The sequence below is a fragment of the Arthrobacter sp. zg-Y40 genome (assembly GCF_020731535.1).
Taxonomy (GTDB): domain Bacteria; phylum Actinomycetota; class Actinomycetes; order Actinomycetales; family Micrococcaceae; genus Arthrobacter_B.
In genome coordinates this window covers 488,175-507,891 of record NZ_JAJFZS010000001.1, presented here as the reverse complement: position 1 = coordinate 507,891, position 19,717 = coordinate 488,175, and the positions used below count along the sequence as shown (strand labels likewise).

Sequence of the window (19,717 nt, the reverse complement as noted above, 5' to 3'; positions counted from 1 at the left end):
TGCCTACCCCATCACGGTAGCCGACCATATTCGCCCCCTCCAGTGCTTTGGCCGGCTACTACTGGCGCGAAGTCCGCGAGGCCTGCGGGATGGAGGAATTCACGCTCCATGACCTCCGGCACTTCTTCGCCTCAGCGTTGATTGCGTCCAGCTGCGATGTGGCGGCGGTACAGAGGACCCTGAGGCACTCTCAGCCGTCGATCACGCTGGACATCTACACGCACCTGTGGCCGACTGCCGAGGACAAAACAAGGACCGCAGCCGACTCTCTCATGGCTGCGGTCCTTGACGGTCCTGCGGACTACGGCACGGTAATCCGCTTTCTGACTAGGGGATACGTATGCGTCCTAGCGGAAGTTGATGAACTGCAGATCGACGTCGAGGTCCGCGCCCTTGAGCAGCGCCATGGTGGCCTGGAGATCATCGCGGGACTTGGAGCTGACGCGCAGCTCGTCGCCCTGGATCTGCGACTTGACGCCCTTGGGGCCCTCGTCGCGGATCAGCTTGTTGATCTTCTTCGCCTGGTCCTGGGCGATGCCTTCCTTCATGGAGGCCTCGATCCGGTACTCCTTGCCGGAGGCGAAGGGCTCTCCGGCGTCCAGGGACTTCAGCGAAATGCCGCGCTTGACCAGTTTGGACTGCAGCACGTCCAGGACGGCCTTCACGCGGTCCTCGGAGTTGGCCTTCATCAGGATCTTCTCACCGCTGAAGTCCACCTCGGCGCCGACGCCCTTGAAGTCGTAGCGCTGGACAATTTCCTTCTGCGCCTGGTTCAGCGCGTTGGCCACTTCCTGCTTATCGATCTTGCTGACGACGTCGAACGTAGACTCGCTTGCCATGGGAACTCCTTGGGTCGGTGACTCTTTTCCTGTGTCTTAGCGTAGTAGGTCGCCGCGGTTCGGGCGCTCGGTTCCCAGCGATCATCCAGCCAATCCCCGGTGTTGTCCCATTGAAGTGCGGAACGGCGAGGGGGTGGAAAAGAAACCGACGGCCTATTCCGGCCAGTTCCTCCGCCGTCCCGCCTCCGTCCGGATCCGCACCGCCGCGGCCGGCTCTTTCCTTGCGGCCGCTTCTGCTGCCGGTCTCGGCACGGCGGGTGCCCCGCCCGCGCGGGCCGCGGAGAGCAGTCCCGTCACCACCCCCGACGCCGGCAACCCCCGGACCGCACACGCGCAGGGAACGCAGGAGCGTTTGGCCGGCATCCGTGCGGACCTGCTCAACGCAGTGCAATGGGGGTCGGTGACCCAGACGCAGGCGGACGGATTCTATGCACAGCTCGAGGCCAGGATCCTGCGCGGACTGTAGCTGTGAGCCGAGGGGCGGGAACCGCCGCAGGGCTCTGTTTCAGCGGCATTTTTGGCCCGATTCGTAACTTCGGAGAATCTTCGGTAAAGTTGTCTTGCCCGCAGATACTGCGGACAAAGTCTTCACTTGAAGACGTTCGGCAGATTACCCGAGCGGCCAAAGGGGGCTGACTGTAAATCAGCTGGCAACGCCTACGGGGGTTCGAATCCCTCATCTGCCACCGACTAACCCGTCCTCACCGTCACGGTGGGGGCGGGTTTTTCTGTGTGTGAGCGTTGTATGCTCAGTGCCACGGGGCGGGCCTTGCATCCGGCTCCCCAAGATATTAGGCTACCTAACTATGACGACCGATCCCGCCCTGGACGATCTTGCGGACGAATTCCGTGAGTCCCTCCGGCTGGCACTGTACATTGCCCGCAACATGGATGCGGAGACGAACCTCAGCGCCACGCAGGTCAGCATCCTGAAAATGGCGGCCGGTGACGGCCTGCGGGTGAGCGAAATTGCCCGGAACCTGGGCGTCAAGGTGCCCAGCGCCACGGAGCAGATCATCCGGCTTGAAGGTGCGGGCCTGGTGGTGCGCAGCCCGGACCCGCACGATTCGCGCGGCGTCCGGGTCATCCTTACCCCGGTCGGAGCGAAGGAGCTGCGGGAAGCCAACGGCAGCCGGACCGCGTTGATGGCAACACTCCTCGAGCAGCTCAGCGGGGAAGAACGCAACGCCCTGGCCCAAGCGCTGCCGGTGATCCGGCGGCTGAGCAAACTGCCCGGGGCCTAGCCACGGCCTTCACCGAACGGCCTTCACCGTTCAGCGAACAGTAGAGACAATGTCCCAGCGCCCCGCTAGCGTTGAGCGTATGGCTACTATCGACATCACCGAAGCAACCTTCCCCGAAACCATCGAGGAAAACGACATCGTCTTCGTGGACTTCTGGGCGGACTGGTGCGGACCGTGCAAGCAGTTTGCACCCGTGTACGACTCGGTTTCGCAGAAGCACGAGGACATTACCTTTGCGAAGGTGGACACCGAGGCGGAGCAGGGCCTGGCCGCCGCCGCAGGCATTACCTCCATCCCCACGCTTATGGCGTTCCGCGAGAAGGTGCTGGTGTTCTCCCAGCCCGGCGCACTCAATGCGAGCCAGTTCAGCGAACTGGTGGATGCCGTGAAGGGCCTGGACATGAAGGCCGTGCACGAGCAGATCGCCGCACAGGAGCGCGAAGCAGCGGCTGGCTCCAACGGGCAGCCCACCCAGGGCTAGTCCCCACCGTTTTCAGCAGGCAGGTACCCGGTCAGGGTGCCTGCCTGCTAAGCGTTTAACGCCCGCCGCAGCCTGAGGCAAAGATCCACAACTGCTACTGTCTACCGCCGTCGTGCTGCCGGCTGTACCCTCGCTGCCAAGGGCGCAGGCCCCGGGGGAGGCACGTCCTGCAACCAGTCAGAGACGACGAAAGACAGCGAGGCCGCCATGAGTTCCAATCGGGGAGTTGCCTACATTGAACCCGGGGTAGTGGAAGTCCAGGACATCGACTATCCCACCTTCGAACTGAAAGACGGGCCGGGGGTGAATCCCGCCAACATCGGCCGGAAACTGCCGCACGCGGCCATCCTGAAAGTGGTCACCACCAACATCTGCGGCTCGGACCAGCACATGGTCCGCGGCCGGACCACGGCTCCGCCCAACCTTATTCTCGGCCACGAGATCACCGGCGAAGTGGTGGAAACCGGACCGGATGTCGAATTCATCAACGTCGGAGACCTGGTCTCGGTGCCGTTCAATATTTCCTGCGGCCGCTGCCGCAACTGCAAGGAACGCAAGACCGGGATCTGCCTGAACGTGAACCCGGAGCGCCCCGGCAGTGCCTATGGATACGTGGACATGGGCGGCTGGGTCGGCGGACAGGCCGAGTACGCCCTGGTTCCCTACGCGGACTGGAACCTGCTGCGGTTCCCGGACAAGGACCAGGCCATGGAGAAAATCATGGACCTGACCATGCTCTCGGACATTTTCCCCACCGGGTACCACGGTGCCGTCAGCGCAGGTGTGGGGGTTGGGTCCACCGTATACATTGCCGGTGCCGGGCCGGTGGGACTGGCAGCTGCCGCCTCCGCCCAGCTGCTGGGAGCCGCGGCCGTCATTGTGGGTGACCTGAACCAGGAGCGGCTGGCACAGGCCCGCAGCTTCGGCTGCGAGACGGTGGATATTTCGCAGGGCGATCCCAAGGACCAAATCGAGCAGATCCTCGGCGTGCCGGAGGTGGACTGCGGCGTGGATGCCGTGGGCTTCGAAGCCCGCGGACACGGCTCCGGATCGGACACCGAAGCCCCGGCCACCGTCCTGAATGCCCTGATGGACATCACCGCGGCCGGCGGTGCCCTGGGCATTCCAGGCCTCTACGTCACCGGTGACCCGGGCGGTATCGACGAAGCGGCACAGAAGGGGTCCCTGAGCCTGGACCTGGGCACCGGCTGGGCCAAGTCCCTGTCCTTCACCACCGGGCAGTGTCCGGTGATGAAGTACAACCGGGAACTGATGATGGCGATCCTCCATGACAGGGTCCAGATCGCCAAGGCGGTCAACGCCACGCCCATCAGCCTGGACCAGGCACCGGAGTCCTACCGCGAGTTCGACTCCGGTGCAGCCCGCAAGTACGTCATCGACCCCAATGGCATGGTGGGCTCGCACAGCTAGTCGAGGACGGCAAAGGCGGGCTTACAGCCCGGGGAAAGGAACCGGCAGCGCCAATTAGGCCTGCCGGCTCCTTTTTGCGTCTCCTGCCCTTCTGGTGCTTCCCTGCCCGGCGGTACGCTCGTTTGGTCCAAAGGCCCCGGGTTCGGCACCACGCCGAACCGGTCCCCACCACTCGCATTTGCCCACGGCTGTACACGAGTTGGAAGCGGAGATGTCATGTGCCGTTGCAGAGGAACCCTCAATAACACCTCCTCCCGGAGCCGGACGTGAACGGGGCTGATACCGCCTGGGTGCTGATCTGCGCCGGGCTGGTGCTGTTTATGACCCCCGGGCTGGCGCTGTTCTACGGCGGGATGGTGCCGGTGCGCAACGTCCTGACCATGATGATGCAGAACATCATCCCCCTCGGGGTCATTAGTCTCACGTGGGTGCTGGTGGGATACACCCTGGCGTTCAGCAACCAGGGCAATTCGCTCGTGGGGGAGTTTGATGCGTTCGCGCTGATCGACGTCGACACTCCGCAGTTCCACACGGTGGCCGCGGGGGTGACCATTCCCGCGCTGGCCTTCGTGGCCTACCAGATGATGTTTGCCATCATCACGCCGGCGCTGTTGACCGGTGCCACCGCCGGCAGGCTGCGCTTTGCAGGCTGGGTGGTGTTCCTGGCTGCATGGTCCATCCTGGTCTACCCCCAGGTGGCGCGGTGGCTATGGCACCCGAAGGGCTGGCTGGCCCAGCTCGGTGCCCAGGACTGGGCCGGCGGAATCGTGGTGCATTCTTCCGCCGGGGCTGCCGCCGTCGCGGTGCTGCTGGTGGTGGGCCGGAGGCGAGGGTGGCCGAACCTGAAAACGTCGCCCAACAACCTTCCCCTGATGCTGGTGGGCGCCGGGATCCTCTGGTTCGGTTGGTTCGGCTTCAACGCCGGGGACGGCTTGCAGGCAAATGACGTTGCCGCTCAGGCCCTGATGAACACACACATAGCCGGGTCCGCGGCCATGCTGACCTGGCTGGTGGTGGAACGGCTGCGGGACGGGCATTCCACCTTGGTGGGCGCCGTCTCCGGCGCGGTGGCCGGTCTGGCGACCATTACCCCCTGTGCCGGGTTTGTCGGCACCGGGGCGGCCCTGCTGATCGGGCTGATTGCCGGCTTGGTCTGCGCGCTCGCCGTTCAACTCAAGCGCCTGCTGCGTTACGACGACGCCTTGGACGTGATCGCCGTGCATTTTGTGGGCGGTGTGCTCGGCTCGGTCCTGCTGGGTTTCTTCGGGGACAACTCAGTAAACCCGGCAGGCGTGGACGGCGTGTTTTCCGGCGGAGGCGGGAACCTGCTGTGGCACCAGGTGGTGGCGATTGTATGCGTGGTGCTGTTCTCGTTTGTGCTCAGCTGGATCATCGCCGCGGTCATTTCGCGCACCATGGGGCTGCGCGAGCCCGGGCCGGAGCAGGAGGACCTGGACCGCGTCCAGCAGGGTGCCTCGGGGTACTCGCTCAGCGGCATCACGACCCGGCCCACAACCGCCGGACGGGCCGCAGCGAACGGCGGCAACGCCGTCGACGCCCGCAAGTCCGTACCCAACCACCTGGTGAGCGCGGTGGTGAGCACCGACCGGATCGACGGCCTGCGGGACGCGCTGCTGATGGCCGGTGCCCGCTCCCTCGAGCTCTCCGACGCCGCCGTCTACACCGGGAAGGTCCGTACCGAAGCCTTCCGCAGCGAGAAGCGGCGGATCGATTTCGCCGACCGGATGCGGGTGCAGGCGGCTGTGGACGAGGAGCACGAAGAAGCGGTGGTGGCAGTCCTGAAACGTTTCGGCGCTGAACCGGACTCGATCTACCGGCTGGCCATCACGCCGTACTAGACCTGCTCCACCTTCAGCGGCTCGGCCAGCAGTGCGCTGAGGGATTCCTGCAGATCCTGCAGCGCGGCGCCGCGGGCGTGGCGCTGCAGGTCTTCCTGGGTGGCCCACTGTTCGGCCAGCACAATGGCCGCTTCGGAGTCTTCAACAATCTCGTAGCGCAGGCAGCCCGGTTCGGTGCGGACCTGCTCAATGGCGATCTCCAGCGCCAGTTTCACCCGGTTGTATTCACCGGGATTGGGGACCATGGTGGCGCGGAGGTTGATGGGGGCATTGGCTTCAGTCATGTCCCTACCCTAAGCCGACGCGGCGCCGTGCGCCCGGTGCGCAGGCGGTGCCTTCGCAGCGGGCAGAACTTGCTAGCGCCGGCGGTGGTCCATGGGGGCAAGCTTCGGGCCGTAGGTAGGTTTGCGGTACCCGCTGAGCATGATCATCCGAACCACCCGCTGCCGGTGTCCGCGCCATGGTTCGAGCAGTTCCAGCATGCCGGCGTCGTCCGTGCGGCGGCCCGTCAGCGCGGCACCCACATAGGCGGCCAGATGGTAGTCGCCCACGGAGACCGAGTCCGGTGCTCCGTGGGTGCGCTGGGTAATCTCCGCCGCGCTCCACACTCCGACGCCCGGAACCGAGCAGAGCCTTGCGGTCAGGTCATCGCCCAGCGGGGCATTGGCCAGCCGCTCCAGTCCGGAGGCCAGTGAGCAGGCGCGCAGGATGGTGCTGGAGCGGGATAAATCCACCCGGGCCTTGTGCCAGTCCCAGCTGGGGATCCGCCGCCAGGTCTCGGGTGCGGGGGCGGCCTTCATTCCGGCCGGTGCCGGCCCGGGCGCGTCGGTGCCGTACCGGCTCACCAGGTAGCGCCAGGCGTAGTAAGCCTCGATCACGGTTACTTTTTGTTCCAGCACCACGGGGATCAGGGAGTCCATGATGCGGCCGGTGCTGGGCAGGCGCAGCGAGCGGTTGCGGCGCCGGGTCTCGGTGACCATGCGCGGCAGCGTGGCGCAGAAGGCGTCGTCGTCGAATTCCGTCCAGTCATCGTGCTCGCCCAGCAGGGCAGGCACCGAGTCCAGTGCCCATCCCGCGCCCGGGCCCCAGGCCTGGGCCCGTACGCGTGCACCCGGCGCGGGGGCGGGTTCTTCGCGCAGGTTCAGGGTGGCCGGCCCCTCCGGGGTGAGGAACGCAAGCCAAGCCGCACCGGGCGCGAGCCGGATGGTTGGATCGCCCTTGCCCCGGACCAGGATCCGCAGCGAGGTATGCAGGCAGTACGGGGCGGGGGAGTCCCAGTAACGCACCGGGCCGGCGGGAACCGACTGCAGCGGCGCGGCAGCGGCAGTGAAGGACATGCCCCTATGGTTGCACGCACCGCCCCCGTTCCGGCGCCGCTTCCGGGGCCCCGGTGGTGTGGTGTTAGCTACTAGGCCGCGTGCCCTGCGTCCGGCCGGGAACCGTTGTGCGGGTTTTGCGGCGCCGTGTTTCGCCTCCGGTGGACAGCGGGAGGTTTGGAAGTAACGTGGGTCACATGAAGTACGCCAATACAGTCCTGGACCTGATCGGCAATACGCCCCTGGTGAAGCTGAACAATGTCACCGAAGGGATCCGCGCCACCGTCCTGGTGAAACTGGAGTACCTGAATCCGGGCGGGTCCGTGAAGGACCGGATTGCGGTGAAGATGATCGACACCGCGGAGCAGGAGGGCAAGCTGCGCCCCGGCGGAACGGTGATCGAACCCACCAGCGGCAACACCGGCGTCGGGCTGGCGCTGGTGGCGCAGCAAAAGGGCTACCGGTGCATCTTCGTCACCCCGGACAAGGTGGGTGTGGAGAAGCGGGACGTGCTGCGGGCGTACGGCGCCGAAGTGGTGGTGACCCCGACGTCGGTGGCCCCGGACAGTCCAGACTCCTACTACGGCGTCTCGGACCGCCTGGTGCGCGAAATCGACGGGGCGTACAAACCGGACCAGTTCTCCAACCCGTCCGCCCCGGCCAGCCACTTCGAATCCACGGGGCCGGAAATATGGGCGGACACCGAGGGCCGGGTCACCCATTTCGTGGCCGGCGCAGGCACCGGCGGCACCATCACCGGCACCGGGCGCTACCTCAAGGAAATCTCCGCGGACCGGCCCTCCGGCCCGGTGCGCGTGATCGCCGCAGACCCGGAAGGGTCGGTCTACTCCGGCGGCAGCGGACGCCCCTACTTCGTGGAGGGGGTGGGGGAGGACATGTGGCCGGCGAACTACGACCGGTCCGTGCCCGATGAGGTGATTGCCGTGCCGGACGCGGACTCCTTCGCCATGACCCGCCGCCTGGCCCGGGAGGAAGGCCTGCTGGTGGGCGGGTCCTCCGGCATGGCCGTGACCGCGGCACTGCAGGCTGCCCGCGGCCTGGGACCCGACGACGTCGTGGTGGTCCTGCTGCCGGACAGCGGCCGGGGCTACATGGGCAAGATCTTCAACGATGAGTGGATGCGTTCCTACGGGTTCCTCCAGGACGGCGGCGAGCAGGCCTCCGTGCGGGACGTGATGGAGATGAAGGACGGGTCGCTGCCCGCCCTGGTGCACACGCATCCGAACGAGACCGTGCGTGACGTGATTGCCATCCTCAACGAGTACGCGGTCTCCTGCCTGCCGGTGCTTTCGCAGGAACCCCCGGTGGTGCTCGGCGAGGTCCTCGGCTCCGTGGACGAGCGCTCGCTGACGGAGAAACTCTTCCGCGGTGAAGCCAAGCCCACGGACCGGATCAGCGAACACATGGGTCCGCGCCCGGCCCTGGTCGGCGCCGGAGACTCAGTGGCTTCGGCCCGCGCCAAATTGCAGGACGACGACGCCGTGATGGTGACGTCCGACGGCGCGCCCATCGGCATGCTGACCCGGCACGACCTGCTTTCGTACCTGAGCCTCTGACCGGCCGCCGCCGGGCGGCGGTTTTCCGCACCAACCCGCCGGCATGCCGGCACAGGAGGAACCAATGACCAGCTTCAGCACCCGCGCCGTCCATGCGGGGCAGGCCCCGGATCCCACCACGGGGGCAGTCATTCCGCCGCTGTACCAGAGCACCACTTACGCCCAGGACGGCATCGGGGGGCTGCGGAACGGTTATGAGTACGGCCGCGGCACCAACCCCACCAGGGACTCGCTGCAGGAGCAGCTGGCGGCGCTGGAGGGCGGGAAGCACGCGTTTTCCTTCAGCTCCGGCCTAGCCGCCGAGGACGCCCTGATCCGGGGGCTGCTGGCTCCGGGGGACCACATTGTGCTGGGCAACGACGCCTACGGCGGCACCTACCGCCTGATCACCAAGGTGCTGGGGGCCTGGGGAATCACCAGTGCGGCGGTGGACATGTCCGACGCCGTTGCCGTGCAGACCGCCGTCGCCGCAGGCAACACGAAAATCGTGTGGCTGGAAACGCCGTCGAACCCGATGATGAAGATTTCCGATATTGCCGCCACCGCCCAGGCGGCGCACGACGCCGGGGCGCTGCTGGTTGTCGACAACACTTTTGCCTCCCCCTATCTGCAGCAGCCGCTCTCGCTCGGCGCCGACGTCGTGGTGCACTCCACCACCAAGTACATCGGCGGGCATTCCGACGCCGTGGGCGGCGCGGTGGTCCTCAACGACGACGCGATGGCGGAGAAGGTCGGGTTCATCCAGTTTGCCGTTGGAGCGGTGTCCGCACCCATGGAGGCCTGGCTGACCACGCGCGGGCTGAAGACCCTGGCCGTGCGCATGGACCGGCACTCCGCCAACGCCATGGCCGTGGCGAAATGGCTCCGGGACCAGCCGGCGGTGGAAAACGTGCTGTATCCGGGCCTCGAAGAACATCCCGGGCATGACCTGGCCAAGGCACAGATGAAGGACTTCGGCGGCATGGTGTCGGTGTCTTTCAAGGGCGGCGAGGCTGCCGCCCGGACGGTCGCCGAATCCACGCGCCTGTTCCTGCTGGCCGAGTCGCTGGGCGGGGTGGAATCCCTGATGAATTACCCGTCGGAAATGACCCATGCCTCGGTGAAGGGGACCGAGCTGGCGGTGCCGGAGAACCTGCTGCGTTTGTCCGTGGGCATCGAGGACGCAGAGGACCTCATTGCGGACCTGGATTCGGCGTTCGGGCGGCTGTAGCCGCGGTCGGTGGTTAGCCGCTGCCCGGCGTCAGGTGCGGGGCCGGCGGCCTTTGGGCCCGCGCTTCTTCGGGTCCCGGAGCCGGAAGAAACGGTTGCTGGCGGGCAGCCAGAGCAGCCCGGCGCAGGCCAGCAGGACCAGACCCACGGCCACCAGAGCCGGGCCGCGGAAGAGCAGCGGGAACCCGCCGATGGCAGCGATGCTGGTGAGGGTTTCACGGGCGCTCCGCTTGCCTGCCCGCAGCCGGAGAACGCTGTACGCGCTGAGCGCTGCCAGGGCCAGGACAAGGATCCCCAGCATGGTCAGTGCCGTGCTGTCCTGGTGCTGGGTGCGGGCGGATACAACAAAGGAAACCCCTGCCGCGGCCAGCAGGACCGCCGCCCCCAGCCAGGCTGCGGCGGCAATGCGGATGATCGACGGCGGGGGCGTCCGGGGTGATGCACCGGAGGGGCCGGGCGCTGCAGGGGTGTTGCCGGGACGCATCAGCGCGGCGCCACAATCTGTTCGCGGGTTGCGGCATCGTAGCGGTAGACCTCGCGGCCGCCAATCCACACTCGCATGGCACGCTGCATCACATCCAGCGGATCACCGCTCCAGAGGACCAGATCGGCGTCCTTGCCGGGCTCCAGCGAGCCAAGCCGGTCCGCCAGGCCAAGCACCCGGGCGGGGTTGATGGTGACCGAACGCAGTGCTTCCTTCCGCTCCAGCCCCTCCTTGACCGCGAGCGCCGCCTGGTAGATCAGGAAGTTGACGGGCACCACCGGGTGGTCGGTGATGATGGAGATTTCCACTCCGGCGGCGGCCAGCTTGCCCGGGTTGGCCATGCTGCGTCCGCGCAGCTCCACCTTGGACCTGGTGGTGAACAGGGGACCGATCAGCACCGGCACCCCGCGCTCGGCCAAGACATCGGCCAGCAGATGCGCTTCCGTTCCGTGGTCCAGCACCAGGTCGTAGCCGAATTCGTCCGCGAGCCGCAGGGCAGTGCCGATATCGTCGGCGCGGTGCGCGTGCTGCCGCCACGGGATTTCCCTCCGCAGCACCATGGCCAGGGCTTCCATGTGCGGATCGCGGGCATCCGGGTCCGCTTTGCCCATGTAGTTTTGCGCGTCCATAAACGCCTGCCGGATCACCATGGCGGTACCCAGCCGCGTAGAGGGGGTCTGCTTCTTCTCGCTGTAGATCCGCTTGGGGTTCTCGCCCAGGGCGGACTTCAACCCGCTGGGCGCGCGCAGGACCATTTCCTCCAGGTAACGCCCGTGCGTGTGCAGGGCCACGGCCTGCCCGCCGATCGGATTGCCCGAACCGGGGTTGATGTTGGCGGTGGTCACGCCGCCGGCCAGGGCGTCGTCAAACCCGGTGTCGAACGGGTTAACGGCATCGAGGGCGCGCACGCCGGCCATCACCGGGTCCGTCATTTCGTTGGAGTCATTGCCGGCCCAGCCTTCACCCTCCTCGTGGACCCCCAGATGCGTGTGGGCGTCCACCAGCCCCGGCAGCAGCCACTGCCCGCCGGCGTCGAGCACCTGCGCCGACTCCGGCACCCGGACGTCCGGGCCCAGCTCGCGGATCCGGCTGCCTTCAACGAGCACCGTGCCGTCAAAGGGATCCCCGGTGACCGGTACCACATGGGCATTTGTGAGGGCCAGCAACGCGTCAGACATGGGGGACCTTTCGCTCTTCAATCTTCTCCGGCCAGCCTAGCGCCTGCCCCGGCAGGGGCAGGCCGAAGGGGTTGCCCGGTAGACTGGGATAAGTCAATATCGCCATATCGCTATGCGGCGCCACGAGCGCGGACGGCAGTGCTTACAGGAGAACAATGGGCCAGATCCACCGATCCGCCTTCGTGCGGACCGTTGCGACCCTGGGGGCGCTGGCACTAGCCGGGCTGCTCGTATGGACAGCTTTTGATGTGTCGCCGCGCCACGGACTGGATTTCCGCGTTTACCTCACCGGCGGACAGAGTGTGCTGGACGCCGGCGGCGAGCTGTACACCAAGGCGCTGCAGTACGACGCCGACAGCAGTCTCCTCTTTACGTATCCGCCTTTTGCGGCGCTGGTTTTTGCGGTGCTGGCTCCGTTCGGGCAAGGCATCGGCCTGAACATCTTTACCGGCATCTCCATCGCCATAGCCGCGGCAACCGCGCTCTGGGGCGTCCGGTACGTCTTCGACCGGGCCGGCGCCATGGATGTCCTGCGCCATCCCTGGCTGCGTCCGCTTGCCACGCTCGCGGCGGGGTTCATCGTGCTGCTCGGTCCCTGGCGGGAAACCCAGGCCTTCGGGCAGATCAACATCCTTCTGTTCGGGCTGATCATGGCCGACTTCGTGGTCAAGCGGGAAGGCTGGCCCACTGGGCTGCTGACCGGCGTGGCCGCCGGATTGAAGCTCACCCCGCTGGTCTTCGGCCTGTACTTCCTGGCTCGTGGGGACTGGCGGGGCCTGCGCAACATGACCTACGGCTTCCTTGCAACGTTCGGCCTGGGCTTCCTCATTCTGCCCCGGGAATCCAAAACGTATTGGCTGGAGCTGCTGCCGGATACCTCCCGGATCGGCGGCGCGGGCTATGTGGACAACCTCTCCATCAAGGGCGCCATCCTGCACTTCGGCGGCCCGGACTTCCCCGTGGACCTGCCCTGGCTGCTCCTCACCCTCCTGGCCGTCGCTGCCGCGGCAGTCATCATCCGCATGGCCGGCAACCGCGGGCAGACGTTCACGGCCCTGGCGGCCACGGCACTGCTGATGCTGCTGATGTCCCCGGTGTCCTGGTCCCACCACTGGGTATGGGTGGCACTTTTCATTCCGGTTTTGGGCCGGAACCTGCTGGACCTGGGGCCGGGGCACCGGAAGCTGCGGGTCACGGGCGTGATGCTGCTGGTGAGCTCGCTGGTGATCTTTGTGTACTCACCCAAAACCATCGGTGAGCTCTTTGATTCCCCCAACCTGGATTCCCAACTGCCGGAACCGTGGCTGATGGCTTCCAGTGCCGGCGTGTTCTGGGGTGCGGGGCTGATGATCTGGTGGTTCGCCGCTTACTGGGGGAGCCGGTCCCGGAACTGGTGGCGCAACGACCCGCCGCAGTTGCTGCGTGCCACGGAGCCGCAGCCCTAGACTGCAGGCATGACCACCGGTTCCCTGCTCGCCGTTTGCCTGGTGCACGGCCTCCTGCCCACTAAAGACGCCACCGGCGTCACCGCCATTGACAAGCGTGCCGTGGAGGGGCCGGTAAAGGTCCATCCCCTGGGCCTGACCGGGGACCTGCAGGCCAGCAGGAAACACCACGGCGGCGAGTCGAAGGCCCTCTACGCCTATTCGCAGGCCGACGCCGAGTACTGGGAACAGGAACTGGGCCGCAGCATTGAGCCGGGGCTGTTCGGGGAAAACCTGCGCATCGCCGGACTGGATGCCACGGACGCGCTGATTGGCGAACGGTGGCGGATCGGTGCGGACGTGGAAGTGGAAGTAACCTGTCCCCGCACCCCGTGCCGGAATTTCCAGCAGCGCATGCAGGTGCCTAACTGGGTGCACCGCTTTGCCGAAGCAGGCCTGGTGGGAACATACCTGCAGGTCCGCCGCCGCGGCAGCATCGCCGCCGGAGACCCGATCGAAGTCCTGACCAGGCCGGCGCACGGCGTCACTGTCCGGGACGTCTTCCGGGGCCTGGACCAACAGCAGGCTGAAGCGCTGGAGGCCTCCCGCATCGCAGGTGAAATCAGACTGTCGCCCGAAATCCAGAAGGTCCTGCGGACCATGGCGGCGAAGTCCGCGGCTAAGGATCAGGTGCAGGCCGTGCCGGCTGCTATCTAGCCGCGCGGCTAAAGCTTCCGTCAGGAGCGTGTGCCCAAGCTCACCGCCCCCTGCGAAGCAGCGGCAGCCGTTATGCCGTACACTGGAAAACATCCCCCACTCCGGTATTCCCTTATTTTCCTGCGGATCATCGAGTTTTGAACCGAAACCGCAAGGTACGTTGTGTTGGGGCCCGCATTCAATTGCGGGCAGATTCATCTTTTGGGGAGCGCCGGCAAAGAAATCGTCACACCGGTCGTAGACACAATCCAGTGAAATCGGCCCACAGCTGTGACGGAAAGTCCTGCCTGGGATTGCAACAGCGCCGGACTTACGTCCTGCAGCCTCCTGGTTGCGTGGTTCCCCGATTGAATGAGGATTCCCTCTTGTCTGAAGCACCGCTGGATAACAGCACCGTTGAAAATGCCGCTCCCGAAGCCGAAGAGAACACAGTGATGTTCAGTGACTTCGGACTGGACGAGCGCGTCCTGTCAGCCCTGAAGGATGTCGGCTACGTCAAGCCGTCCCCCATCCAGGCAGCCACCATCCCCCTGCTGCTTGAAGGCCGCGACGTCGTGGGTCTGGCCCAGACCGGTACCGGCAAGACCGCCGCATTCGCCGTCCCCGCCCTGTCCCTGCTGGCCGGCCGCCCGGCCACCAAGGACACCCAGGTGCTGGTCCTGGCCCCCACCCGTGAACTGGCCCTGCAGTCCGCTGAAGCCTTCACCTCCTACGCAGTCCACATGGACGGCATCACCGTGCTGCCCGTCTACGGCGGATCCGCTTACGGACCCCAGCTGGCCGGCCTGCGCCGCGGCGCTCAGGTTGTCGTAGGTACCCCGGGACGCGTTATCGACCACATCGCCAAGGGTTCCCTGGACCTGTCCAACCTGGAATACCTGGTGCTGGACGAGGCCGACGAAATGCTCCGCATGGGCTTCGCCGAAGATGTGGAGCAGATCCTTTCCTCCACTCCGGCCGAGAAGCAGGTTGCCCTCTTCTCCGCCACCATGCCGCCGGCCATCCGCAAGATTGCCAAGAAGTACCTGAACAACGCCGCCGAGGTCACGGTCAAGTCCAAGACCACCACCGGTGCCAACACCCGCCAGCGCTACGTGCAGGTCATGGGCCCGCACAAGCTGGACGCCATGACCCGCATCCTGGAAACCGAAGAGTTCGACGGCGTCATCGCGTTCGTCCGCACCAAGGCTGCCACGGAGGATCTGGCGGACAAGCTGAAGGACCGCGGCTACAGCGCCGCCGCCATCAACGGCGACATCCCGCAGCAGCAGCGCGAGCGTACGGTTGAGGCCCTGCGCGACGGCAAGATCGACATCCTGGTTGCCACGGATGTTGCCGCCCGCGGCCTCGACGTCGAGCGCATCAGCCACGTCGTCAACTACGACATCCCGCACGACACCGAGTCCTACGTGCACCGCATTGGCCGTACCGGCCGTGCAGGCCGCACCGGCGACGCGATCCTGTTCATGACCCCGCGCGAGAAGTACCTGCTGCGGGCCATTGAAAAGGCCACCCGCCAGCCGGTTGAGCACATGCAGCTGCCCAGCGTTGACGTAGTCAACGAAAAGCGCCTGGCCAAGTTCTCCGAAAAGATCACCGAAACCCTCGGTTCCGAGGACATCTCGGTGTTCCGCGGCTTGGTGACCAAGTACCTGGCCGAGCATGACGTTCCCGCCGAAGACGTTGCCGCAGCCCTGGCCGTCATGGCCCAGGGCGGCCGCGACCTGCTGCTGAAGGAAATCCCGGTGGCCCCGGCCCGCCAGCGCGAGCGCTCCGAAGGCCGCAATGACGGCTTCGGCTCCCGCGGCCCGACGCGCCCGCTGACCGAAGGCAATGCAACGTACCGCATCGCCGTCGGCCGCCGCCAGCGCGTGCTTCCCGGTTCCATCGTCGGCGCCATCGCCAACGAAGGCGGCCTGTCCTCCGCACAGATCGGCGGCATTGACATCCGCGCCGACCACACGCTGGTGGAACTGCCCGCAGACCTGTCCAAGGACCAGCTGCGCGCCCTGTCCCGCACCCGGATCGGCGGCGAGCTGATCCACCTGGAACTGGACAAGGGACGCAAGCCGGCCCGCGAGCGTGAAGGCGGCAGCTTCAACGACCGTGCCGACCGCGGCGGCTTCAAGAAGGATTTCAAGAAGCGCGACGGCGAGCGGTCCTTCGGTGACCGCGGCAGCGACCGCCCGTTCAAGAAGCGCGAAGGCGGCTTCCGGGACAGTGCCGCTACCGGCGCCCGCAAGCCCCGTTTCCGCGACTAGGAAACACCCGGCGCCGGAACTCCGGCGCCGGCCCGGGCACTAGGCCCGGGCAACACAAGGAAGGGCGCCTCCCGCTTCGGGAGGCGCCCTTCCTTGTGTTGCCGTATACGTCGTGTATCCGCTGCCGGTGGTTACCCGGCGGAGTGCGAGGCGGAGGCGCGGCGGCTTTCCAGCCGCATCTCCAGATCATTCATCACAATCGCGGCCATGTCCGAAAGGGTCTGGGCGTCCTCTGCGGAGAAGCTGCGCGGCTGCGTATCCAGGATGCAGAGCGTTCCCAGGTTGAATCCGTCACTGGTTTCCAGCGGAACGCCCGCATAGAACTGCAGGCCGAACTCGCCGGCCACCAGCGGGTTGGCCAGGGTCCGGGGGTCCTGCCTGGCGTTGCCCACCACATAGACGTCGTCCTGCAGGATGGCGGAAGCGCACAGGCCCGGGTCACGGCCGATTTCGGTGACGTCCGTGCCGTGGTGGGATTTGAACCAGATGCGGTCGGTGTCCACCACGCTGACAATCGCCACGGGGACGTTGAAGACCCGGGAGGCCAGGGCTGTGACCCGGTCAAAGGCGCCGTCCGGGGGAGTGTCCAGCAGTTCGTATCGGCGCACGGCGTCCATCCGCTGGGCCTCATTGTCCGGGAGCAGTTCCGGGTCTACGCGGTGCCGGCCACGGGCGCGGACAACCATGTCGTACAGCACCATTGAAACGTCGTGGGCGCTGGGGCGCTGTGCGGCCTCCTGAGCCGTCATCGCCTTGAGGAGGGAAACCCAGTCCTCTCCCAGTGCCGCAGGGATCTCAGGATCGCGCAGAAGGCGTGCCAGGGCGCTTTCCAGTGCGGGCCCGGGGAATGCCGGGGAACCGGTGAGGCATTGGAGCAGGACGAGTCCCAGTGAATATACGTCACTGGCCGGAACGGACTCCTCGCCGCGGGCCTGTTCGGGGCTCATAAACGCCGCCGTGCCGGAGAAGGTCCCGTGCTGGGACTGCGGGTCATTAGCGACCATGGCAACCCCGAAGTCGGTGAGCTTGGCCCTGATCCGGGCATCCTCGCTGCCGTAGTCGAACAGCATGACGTTGGCCGGCTTGACGTCGCGGTGCACCACGCCGTTGCCGTGGATATAATCCAGGCCCAATGCCAGGTCATAGCCGACCAGCGCCGCCTGGCGGCGCGTAAGGGTGCCCTGCTTCAGCCGGTCCCGCAGGTCCAGGCCCTGGACCAGTTCCATGACCAGATAGATCAAGGGGTAGTCGGGATTGGAGGTATCCGAACCGGCATCCAGCAGGGTGACCAAGCTGTGGTGGTTCAGGCGTGCCAGGATTTTGGCCTCGGCGTCACTGCGCCGCAGGTCCAGTTCACTGGTGGCGGACGGGCGGATGATCTTCACCGCGACGTCGCGGCCCAGGAATTCGTCCCGGGCCCGGTGTACGGTGCCCATGGCACCGGCTCCGATTTGGTTCAGCAGCCGATATCTTCCACCAAGGAAGAGGCCGTCTGAAAGGTTGTTTGGCACTATGTCCACGTGCCCTCGCTTTCTCGTAGCCTAAGCATACTGACAAAACGGGTTGGCACTTTACTCCCTGACGGCCCAAAACGCGGTGCAGGAGTGGAAAAAGTGGCACTTGTCACGTTTGCCGTTTTCGATTTCATGTTCCCGAAAAGTGCTGGTAGAGTTTTATGTCGTTGCCCCGATAGCTCAGTGGTAGAGCGCCATCTTGGTAAGATGGAGGTCCCGGGATCGATTCCCGGTCGGGGCTCTCAATGGGAGGGCCCGCGTTGCTAAGGCTGTTTGTTTTGCAGAGGCCATTTAGGGACGCGGGCTTCACTCATTTATGGCGGTGTAGCTCAGTTGGTTAGAGCGCACGACTCATAATCGTGAGGTCGGGAGATCGAGCCTCCCCACCGCTACACATCAGGGCAGGTCCGGAAGTTTTGAAGCTTCCGTACCTGCCCTTTTTCTTTGCCCGGATGCGCCGCTTGCGGCGTAAACACCGGCGCAGATACCCCAATTCAATATGTTGGATCACAGGGCCAGACCCGACCCGTCCAGATCAATCGCCACCCCCACGGAACGAAAGACGACGACTCCATGACTGAGCATTTTCCCCATCCGAACGAGCGCCCGGATGACCTGCCCTCCCGCCGCCGCCGGCGGGCAGGCACTGTCCCCGGAAGCGAAGCGGAATGGTGGAACTCCCCGCCGCAAGGCGCCGAAGCGGGCGCGGGAGTGACCGGGAATGCTCTAAATGGAAGCAGCAGCGCAACCGTCCCGGGTGAGGCCTGGGATGAGTATCCGCACGGCATGGGTGGCTCACTGACAGGTGACGACGACGGCGCGGCGGGCGGAGGCGGGGACTTCGCAGTGGCCGGGACGTGGGACGCCGGCAGCTGGGACAGCCCTGCAGCAGGGGCCATACCGGCGGTCGCACCACTGCCCCCGCTGCCGGTAAGCATGCCGGAACCCCCGGCGGAGCCCGCCGGCTGGGTGGAACGGCTCGGCGGAGGAGAACCGGACACCTGGGCGGAGCCGCTGGGCGGGGCAGCTTTGGAAGCGAACCAGCCCGGCAGCCGGGCCGAGGCCCGCGCTGAACACGGCCGGCACGGCGGCCGCCGCGCGTCGTTTTTGGACCAGCAGCCCGCGTCCATCCCCGCGTCGAAGGGTTTCCGGGGACTGCTCACCGGGCTGGGCCTGCGCCTTGCGCCCTCCGCGCAGGAGCTGGAGGAACGCCGTGCCATGCGGGCCGTGAGCCGGCACTGGCCGGGCCCGCGGACCGTTTCCGTTGTCAACGGCAAGGGCGGCGCCAACAAGACCCCCACCACGGTGATGTTGGCCGCAGTTTTTGCGCGTAACGGCGGCGGGCCGGTGCTGGCCTGGGACAACAACGAAACCCGGGGCACCCTGGGTTGGCGCACCGAGCAGGGGCCGCACGAGTCCACGGTGATGGACCTGCTGCCGCAGACCGCGGACCTGCTCTCCCCGTCTGCGCAGTCCGCACTGCTGGCCCGGTTCGTGCACCACCAGGTGGAAGACAAATTCGACGTCCTGCGCTCCAAGCCGGATGTACTGGCCTCCGAGCAGAAGATCACCGCCGAAGACTTTGACGCGCTGCACGAGGTCGCCTCCAAGTACTTCCGGCTGAACATTGTGGATTCGGGGAACGACGAGAGCGCCGAGCGGTGGCTGCGCATGATCGATCACACGGACCAGCTGGTCATCGCCACCACCACGGTGGAAGAACACGCCGAGGCGGGGGCCCTGCTGCTGGAAGCACTGCAGGTGCGCGGCGGACGCTACGCGGAACTGGCCCGGGACGCCGTCGTCATTGTGAGCCAGTCGGACCGCAACGGAACGGACAGCCAGGCCCGCAGGGTGGCTGAAGGTTTTGGCCAGCTGGCACGGGCCGCTGTCACCATTCCGTATGACCCGGCGCTGCGCAAGGGGCAGATCCGCTATGACTCGCTGAAACCCGCGGCCCAGCGGGCCTGGCTGGCTGCGGCGGCGGCAGTGGCCGAGGGCCTGTAAGAACCGGGATTTCCTGCCGGGGCCGATGGCGGACGTTCTCGCAGAGCTAAATAAGGTTGCTTATTATCCGTAAAGGTTCATAGTCTGGGTCCAGCGGAAGCCAAGGGTTTCCGGAAACAGCGGTAAGACCGTAGACGCAATGCCGCCGCCCGCAGGGGCAGCGGCGGGAATGAACG

General features: G+C 66.2%; 17 protein-coding genes, 3 tRNA genes and 1 pseudogene. 15 read left to right on the top strand and 6 right to left on the bottom strand.

What is annotated here, in order from left to right:
• Positions 1–47 precede the first annotated feature (47 nt).
• Positions 48–215: pseudogene (locus LJ754_RS17015) on the top strand (tyrosine-type recombinase/integrase); the annotation flags it as partial.
• 132 nt (positions 216–347) lie between these two features.
• Here LJ754_RS17015 and LJ754_RS02370 read toward each other — a convergent pair.
• Positions 348–839: a YajQ family cyclic di-GMP-binding protein gene (locus tag LJ754_RS02370; protein ID WP_227925144.1), complete on the bottom strand. Its 492-nt coding sequence runs from the start codon at positions 837–839 to the stop codon at positions 348–350.
• Between the two features lie 133 nt (positions 840–972).
• On the opposite strand from LJ754_RS02370, the gene LJ754_RS02365 reads away from it, so the two are divergent.
• The 6 genes from LJ754_RS02365 to amt all read left to right on the top strand — a co-directional run bounded on the left by LJ754_RS02365 (position 973) and on the right by amt (position 5,854).
• Positions 973–1,305 (top strand): hypothetical protein, encoded by a 333-nt coding sequence (locus LJ754_RS02365; RefSeq protein ID WP_227925141.1) that lies wholly within the window; start codon positions 973–975, stop codon positions 1,303–1,305.
• A 138-nt stretch (positions 1,306–1,443) separates the two neighbouring features.
• Positions 1,444–1,525, top strand: a tRNA-Tyr gene (locus tag LJ754_RS02360).
• Positions 1,526–1,645: 120 nt separating this feature from the next.
• Positions 1,646–2,083, top strand: a complete 438-nt coding sequence (locus LJ754_RS02355) for a MarR family winged helix-turn-helix transcriptional regulator (RefSeq protein ID WP_227912740.1) — start codon at positions 1,646–1,648, stop codon at positions 2,081–2,083.
• 79 nt (positions 2,084–2,162) lie between these two features.
• On the top strand, positions 2,163–2,564 hold the full coding sequence (gene trxA / locus LJ754_RS02350) for a thioredoxin (RefSeq protein ID WP_227912741.1): 402 nt from the start codon (positions 2,163–2,165) through the stop codon (positions 2,562–2,564).
• Between the two features lie 207 nt (positions 2,565–2,771).
• A complete protein-coding gene (gene fdhA, locus LJ754_RS02345) occupies positions 2,772–3,995 on the top strand; it encodes a formaldehyde dehydrogenase, glutathione-independent (RefSeq protein WP_227912742.1) in 1,224 nt (407 codons plus the stop codon).
• A 266-nt stretch (positions 3,996–4,261) separates the two neighbouring features.
• Positions 4,262–5,854: an ammonium transporter gene (amt, locus tag LJ754_RS02340; protein WP_227912743.1), complete on the top strand. Its 1,593-nt coding sequence runs from the start codon at positions 4,262–4,264 to the stop codon at positions 5,852–5,854.
• On the opposite strand, the gene LJ754_RS02335 is transcribed toward amt, so the two are convergent.
• Together LJ754_RS02335 and LJ754_RS02330 are read right to left on the bottom strand one after the other, a co-directional pair.
• Entirely contained in the window at positions 5,851–6,138 is a 288-nt protein-coding gene (locus LJ754_RS02335; RefSeq protein WP_227912744.1) for a putative quinol monooxygenase, read from the bottom strand. The two genes, amt and LJ754_RS02335, sit on opposite strands and share 4 nt — an antisense overlap.
• A 72-nt stretch (positions 6,139–6,210) precedes the next feature.
• A complete protein-coding gene (locus tag LJ754_RS02330) occupies positions 6,211–7,191 on the bottom strand; it encodes a DNA-3-methyladenine glycosylase family protein (RefSeq protein ID WP_227925139.1) in 981 nt (326 codons plus the stop codon).
• A 176-nt stretch (positions 7,192–7,367) separates the two neighbouring features.
• On the opposite strand from LJ754_RS02330, the gene LJ754_RS02325 reads away from it, so the two are divergent.
• Both LJ754_RS02325 and LJ754_RS02320 read left to right on the top strand, forming a co-directional pair.
• On the top strand, positions 7,368–8,747 hold the full coding sequence (locus LJ754_RS02325) for a cystathionine beta-synthase (protein ID WP_227925136.1): 1,380 nt from the start codon (positions 7,368–7,370) through the stop codon (positions 8,745–8,747).
• Positions 8,748–8,811: 64 nt separating this feature from the next.
• Entirely contained in the window at positions 8,812–9,957 is a 1,146-nt protein-coding gene (locus tag LJ754_RS02320; protein WP_227925134.1) for a cystathionine gamma-synthase, read from the top strand.
• A gap of 30 nt (positions 9,958–9,987) precedes the next feature.
• Here LJ754_RS02320 and LJ754_RS02315 read toward each other — a convergent pair whose 3' ends face one another.
• Entirely contained in the window at positions 9,988–10,440 is a 453-nt protein-coding gene (locus LJ754_RS02315) for a hypothetical protein (protein WP_227925133.1), read from the bottom strand.
• Complete coding sequence (locus LJ754_RS02310) at positions 10,440–11,618, bottom strand: amidohydrolase (protein ID WP_227912749.1); 1,179 nt, start codon at positions 11,616–11,618, stop codon at positions 10,440–10,442. The genes LJ754_RS02315 and LJ754_RS02310 overlap by 1 nt, the downstream gene beginning before the upstream one ends.
• 155 nt (positions 11,619–11,773) lie before the next feature.
• Between LJ754_RS02310 and LJ754_RS02305 the strand changes: the two genes are divergently transcribed.
• The 3 genes from LJ754_RS02305 (at position 11,774) to LJ754_RS02295 (ending at position 16,020) form a co-directional block, all read left to right on the top strand.
• Positions 11,774–13,063: a glycosyltransferase 87 family protein gene (locus tag LJ754_RS02305; protein WP_227925131.1), complete on the top strand. Its 1,290-nt coding sequence runs from the start codon at positions 11,774–11,776 to the stop codon at positions 13,061–13,063.
• A gap of 9 nt (positions 13,064–13,072) precedes the next feature.
• A complete protein-coding gene (locus LJ754_RS02300) occupies positions 13,073–13,759 on the top strand; it encodes an MOSC domain-containing protein (RefSeq protein ID WP_227925129.1) in 687 nt (228 codons plus the stop codon).
• 365 nt (positions 13,760–14,124) lie between these two features.
• Positions 14,125–16,020 carry a DEAD/DEAH box helicase gene (locus LJ754_RS02295; RefSeq protein WP_269439668.1) on the top strand — a complete coding sequence of 632 codons (1,896 nt, stop codon included), beginning with the start codon at positions 14,125–14,127 and terminating at the stop codon, positions 16,018–16,020.
• 131 nt (positions 16,021–16,151) lie between these two features.
• Here the strand turns inward: LJ754_RS02295 and LJ754_RS02290 are convergent, their stop codons facing one another.
• Positions 16,152–17,531, bottom strand: a complete 1,380-nt coding sequence (locus tag LJ754_RS02290) for a GAF domain-containing serine/threonine-protein kinase (RefSeq protein WP_227925425.1) — start codon at positions 17,529–17,531, stop codon at positions 16,152–16,154.
• Positions 17,532–17,703: 172 nt separating this feature from the next.
• On the opposite strand from LJ754_RS02290, the gene LJ754_RS02285 reads away from it, so the two are divergent.
• The 3 genes from LJ754_RS02285 (at position 17,704) to LJ754_RS02275 (ending at position 19,541) form a co-directional block, all read left to right on the top strand.
• Positions 17,704–17,775 (top strand) — tRNA-Thr (locus LJ754_RS02285).
• Between the two features lie 77 nt (positions 17,776–17,852).
• Positions 17,853–17,926, top strand: a tRNA-Met gene (locus tag LJ754_RS02280).
• 181 nt (positions 17,927–18,107) lie between these two features.
• On the top strand, positions 18,108–19,541 hold the full coding sequence (locus LJ754_RS02275; protein WP_227925127.1) for a MinD/ParA family ATP-binding protein: 1,434 nt from the start codon (positions 18,108–18,110) through the stop codon (positions 19,539–19,541).
• Positions 19,542–19,717 lie beyond the last annotated feature (176 nt).